The sequence below is a fragment of the bacterium genome (assembly GCA_037143175.1).
Classification (GTDB): Bacteria; Verrucomicrobiota; Kiritimatiellia; order CAIKKV01; family CAITUY01; genus JAABPW01.
Map to the genome: position 1 here is coordinate 1 of JBAWZF010000093.1, position 4468 is coordinate 4468.

At 47.6% G+C, this 4468-nt stretch carries 7 protein-coding genes; 4 read left to right on the forward strand and 3 right to left on the reverse strand.

Annotation, left to right across the window (positions count from 1 at the left end; all coding sequences use genetic code 11):
- The 3 genes from WCI03_15035 to WCI03_15045 all read left to right on the forward strand — a co-directional run.
- The coding region (locus WCI03_15035; protein ID MEI8141166.1) for a choice-of-anchor Q domain-containing protein at window positions 1-639 on the forward strand (639 nt) is incomplete at its 5' end.
- A 38-nt stretch (window positions 640-677) separates the two neighbouring features.
- A complete protein-coding gene (locus tag WCI03_15040; protein MEI8141167.1) occupies window positions 678-1436 on the forward strand; it encodes a hypothetical protein in 759 nt (252 codons plus the stop codon).
- Window positions 1437-1480: 44 nt separating this feature from the next.
- A complete protein-coding gene (locus WCI03_15045) occupies window positions 1481-2167 on the forward strand; it encodes a hypothetical protein (GenBank protein ID MEI8141168.1) in 687 nt (228 codons plus the stop codon).
- Window positions 2168-2244: 77 nt separating this feature from the next.
- Here the strand turns inward: WCI03_15045 and WCI03_15050 are convergent, their stop codons facing one another.
- Window positions 2245-2841: a hypothetical protein gene (locus WCI03_15050; protein ID MEI8141169.1), complete on the reverse strand. Its 597-nt coding sequence runs from the start codon at window positions 2839-2841 to the stop codon at window positions 2245-2247.
- A gap of 435 nt (window positions 2842-3276) precedes the next feature.
- Here WCI03_15050 and WCI03_15055 point away from each other — a divergent pair, with 435 nt between their 5' ends.
- A complete protein-coding gene (locus WCI03_15055; protein MEI8141170.1) occupies window positions 3277-3480 on the forward strand; it encodes a hypothetical protein in 204 nt (67 codons plus the stop codon).
- A 46-nt stretch (window positions 3481-3526) separates the two neighbouring features.
- Here WCI03_15055 and WCI03_15060 read toward each other — a convergent pair whose 3' ends face one another.
- The gene (locus WCI03_15060) at window positions 3527-4036 is read right to left on the reverse strand and encodes a hypothetical protein (GenBank protein ID MEI8141171.1); all 510 of its coding nucleotides are present in this window, start codon (window positions 4034-4036) and stop codon (window positions 3527-3529) included.
- A gap of 101 nt (window positions 4037-4137) precedes the next feature.
- Window positions 4138-4468 (reverse strand): hypothetical protein (locus WCI03_15065; GenBank protein MEI8141172.1); only part of this gene is annotated, 331 nt, incomplete at its 5' end.

A 4468-nucleotide genomic window follows, 5' to 3' on the forward strand; every position in this document is an offset into this window, starting at 1 on the left:
GGGATGGACTCCAGGTACAAGAATAGGACTGGATGGCCTCCCCACCGGTCATTTGCTAATAACCCCAATTTGAATACTGGGGATGGGTATAAGCTGACTGCGGGTTCAGTGGCCATTGATGCTGGAACGGTAGCATTTATGCCTGCTGTTGATTTACTGGGGGTTCCTCGTCCTGTAGATGGTGACACCAATGGGACGGCCACTGTGGATATGGGCTGTTATGAGTTTATCCCTCAGGCTTTAGATAGCGATGCTGACGGTGTTCCTGATTGGTGGACATGGCAATACTTTGGCCATTTATCAGGGCAGGGTAGTGATTATTCAATGGCAACGAACACCGTGCCTGGTTCCAGGATGAGCAACCTTGAGAAGTATCTTGCTGACCTTAATCCGACTAATCCGCTATCTGTATTGGCTGTTACAGGGGTGCAGTGGTTGCCTCAAGGCGTCAAAGTAGATTGGGAGGGTGGACAGGCGGTCAGGCAGTACGTGGAATCCAAGAGTGATCTCGGCAATACCAATGAGCCCTGGACACCGGTATTCACTAATCTGCCGCCGACCGCCATCACGACCAATGTCACCGTCAATGTTGGGACGACGAACAGGGCAGGTTTCTATAGGATTAGGGTGGAGAGGTAAATGCTGGTAGTTTACTGAGTTTATGTTTGGAGGAAGCGATGGAAGATTCTGATGTCATAAACAGGCTTGCGATTGTGCGAAAACAGCGTTGGTCAAGAGATCTATTCTATAGTTGGTGCGGGATTGATCTGTGGACGGGTGTATCATCTGCCGCTGCCCAGTTTCGTATTTGGGCAGAACGGTTTCCCGATGGTCGTTCTTTTATGGGAGCGTCTGATGTTGATCGGTGGATGTTTGAGCGGTTTTTGCAACAGCGAGAATGGGTGCCTTATTATTCAGCAGCCATACAATGTGCGATGTCGAACGATGATTTCAGCAAGACCCTAAATGAAATGGCAAATAGGGATTATATTTCCCCAAGTCTGGTGGACGGTGAAGTTGGTGGAATGTACCCATCGAGTCTTCTGCGGGATCTGCCCAAGCGGCTTCCTTCTTTTCCCAGAAAGATATTCTCCTCACATTCTGCACACGTAAGGGCCTTTCATCAAGCGATCAAAGATGATCTCAAGATTGATGATATTAAATTTTTGCGCTGTACTGCCTCTGCGGCTTTCAATGAAGATGTTTTGGATGCAGCCTGTGACTACGACATCATAACGATGGAGCCAATAGGTATAACACATCGGGTTTGGCTTGAATTTGGCAAACCAATAGCATTGAGCCCCGATGTATGTTCAATTATCACTTACGCAAAGCATGAGTCCGTCCTTAGGGACTTGTGCATGGGAATGCCAGAGGATAGTGAACTGTCTATGGCGAGAGAGTTCTTAGGGCTAGCGTCGGTGGTTACGCGATGACATTCTTGTCGGCAGGTGCCCATGGGGTTATGCTTAAATTTAGGATGAACAATCGTCCTAGTGGCGAGGCGTATTTCCCTTCGCCATCTATAAAGAATGTCGATAAGCGAGTAAGGGAAAACGAATCGTTGCGTGATTGGTTTTGTCGGTGTGTTGATGCGGTTGGTGGTCTTGAGCATTGTGTCATTGAGGATCATATCAGCGTGATAGGTGTTGTGAAATGGCGTGACCGCGCCGTTGAATACATGAACATTCAGGCCCTTATTACGAAAGATGGCTCACTGGAAGACTTTTACCTCGGGACTGAAATGCCACCTCCTCAGTACATTAGGCTTGAGCTCGACTTATCTAAACCTGGACCGTTATTCAAGGAACCGCTTCCACACATACATGTTGCTCCGGAAGGTGAGCCTCGGATGGACTTCCGGAAAGGGGAATTCCCTTTCCCTATTGTTGAATTCTTGGAATTTATTTACCTGAACTATTGCTATGATGCTTGGATAAGGTGGGCAAAAGACGTGTGGACTGCGCGCGAGGTATTCGCTGATGGGGAAGATCCTTTTACGCGAATTGTGGCGGCATACGCTCAAGGGCAAAGGGCCGTACTGACTGGCGCGTGTGCAGTTCACATTCAACGTCTTAAAGATATGCTTGCTGCTGAAAAACAGGAAGTTGCGCGGGGATTGTGGCCACTGACGGTGGATGCTGGATTGCTCAGTTATGGGGCATAATTGAAGACTGTTTCGAGTCCTCGTTTACGAGCTTTGTGTGGTCTTCCGCATCTCGATGTTGAAAGTCCCTCCCACCATCAATCCCAATCCGGCCAGTTCCAAATATCCCCAGGCTGAGTAGCCAATCCATGCTTCACCGCGCAGTCGGCAATGGCCTCACATAGAACCTCCTTCATGGACTTCCGCGTTCGCTCCCTTAACAGATCCAATGCTTTCCTATGCTGGATCGTGACCGATGTGAAGATATTCTTGCAGGTCTGGACCCGCTGTCCCTTATGCCGGGTAATCTTGGGGTAAATGGTTTCGGGAGCAGCGGCGGGTTGAATTGGTTGCGGCGCGGGTAATGGCTGGATCAATTTCTGTTCACCAGCCAATTCAGCCAGGGAATATTCAATCACCGGTGATCCCGGAGCCAGTGCTTTTCCCTTCTCTAAAGAAGGGTCGATGGTGTCCGGTGCCATAGGTGCATTCAGGTTGGCAATCGCGGTATCAATAGCCGCTTCACTGTATCCATCCAGGGCCATGTTCTTTCGTAACCAGTATTGCCGTTCCTCTTCTGGCTCGCTCAATGGTGGCGGTGGGGGAATATGCAATGGTTGAGAGACCGGCTCGTTGAATGGAATTGTGTAAATGGTTGGCGGGGTTGTCATCTTGGGTTTTGATTTTCTGGGCATGGTGGGTTCTCCTTCATATAATTTTATATTTGTTCATATGTGGGAGTGAGAAGATCGGGGTAGGTCGGCCGCTGACAGGAATAGCTCCGCACACATCTCGTTCCTAATATGGGTTTCAGTGGTGATGAATTGGTCGCGATCATCCAGTGCCAGATTAGTGTATGAGAGGAGCATACAATCCTCGTGACGTGGCAGTGAAGAAATTAATAAAGCCCTATTGAGGGACAATGAAACGGAACAGCGTGATATCTGAAGTCTATCTCTAATCAAGCCTTTCAGGCGGTACACTTGATGATGGTGGTACCGATAAAAGTTTTGCAACGGCATGGACATTGAAAGAGTAATACGTTGATCTTTGATGAAGACTTCAATTGCGTCTGAATATGTTGAGGGAGTATCGAGCCGGAACAGGAAATAAAAGCCATCTGCTAATAAATGGCATTCGTCGTCATGTATTCTGACTCCCCGTTGATGGCATTGCCGTGCAACGATCTCCGCAATCTGGTTATTGTCAAAAAAACAGTGTGGATATTGCGCGGTGGTTTGATGTTCTGGGGCGAGATGGCTGTTGTCATGGATGATGTTCATAGTGTGTTCTCCGGATTCTGGTGGTTGATCAATGGTGTCCGATACCTGTGAAATTAAAATGGGGATGCTGCGATTACACAGTCATCCCCATACTCATTTAGTTGGTTAATCCTTTGCCTGAAATGGCTTTGCACAAAGCTTTCCAAATTACTGCAAAGAATTCAGTGTAGCCTCTATGCATCAAAAATGACTCGAAATCACCAGTGATCGTGAACGTCTGAAGTCCGGTCTCTTGGTCCGTTGATTCCACTTGGAATATGGTTCCGTAATTCCATGATAGATTTGCAGCTAGGGGTTCTGAGAGGTCAACAATGTTATCGACCTCATTACATGACCTCTTGTTTCCAGTGGTTAAAACAACCGTAAGTATCCAGCCCTTCGTCCCCATAGACATAGTAAAGTTGATACCATCAGCCTTAAGCTTTATATCTGACGAGTCAGATTCATCAACAACCTGAACTCCTTGAGCCAGTAATGCGTGATACAGAGATTCACCTGCCTCTCTTATTGTAATGGGGGACGTTTTAATAATAAGTGGGATTTCCGGTGTGACGCAAACTGACTCTGCTGCTGATTGATTGTGACCCGTTTCATTTATCGAACTCATAACTTCTTCTCCTAACTTTTGATTTATCTTGTCTTCAAATGCCCGCCATGTGCAAACTGCTCATGTAACGAGACATTTGATTTTCATATAATTTATTCTGGTCATCCCATATTGCCTTCTGTTGTCACCTCCACCGGCGTATCACTTTGACCCCAATCCGTCCTAGAATGAAGGTGCTGCGGTTCCGCCACCACCTCATACTTGACTGCCAAATCCTCAATGGCTTCCGTCACCAGGGATTTCATTGTCCTGCTGGTAGTCTGTTGCAGATGGTTCAAAACCTGCCGGTGGGTTGAATGCAGGTCGATGAATGTTGGGGTTGTTGACTTGTTTGGGCTCAAGGTAATCCTCCTATTGGTTTTTAATATGTTCCGGTGATCCAGGGAGTGGTGCGGAATATGGGGGAGGATGGAGGGAGTGGGAGGGGGGTGC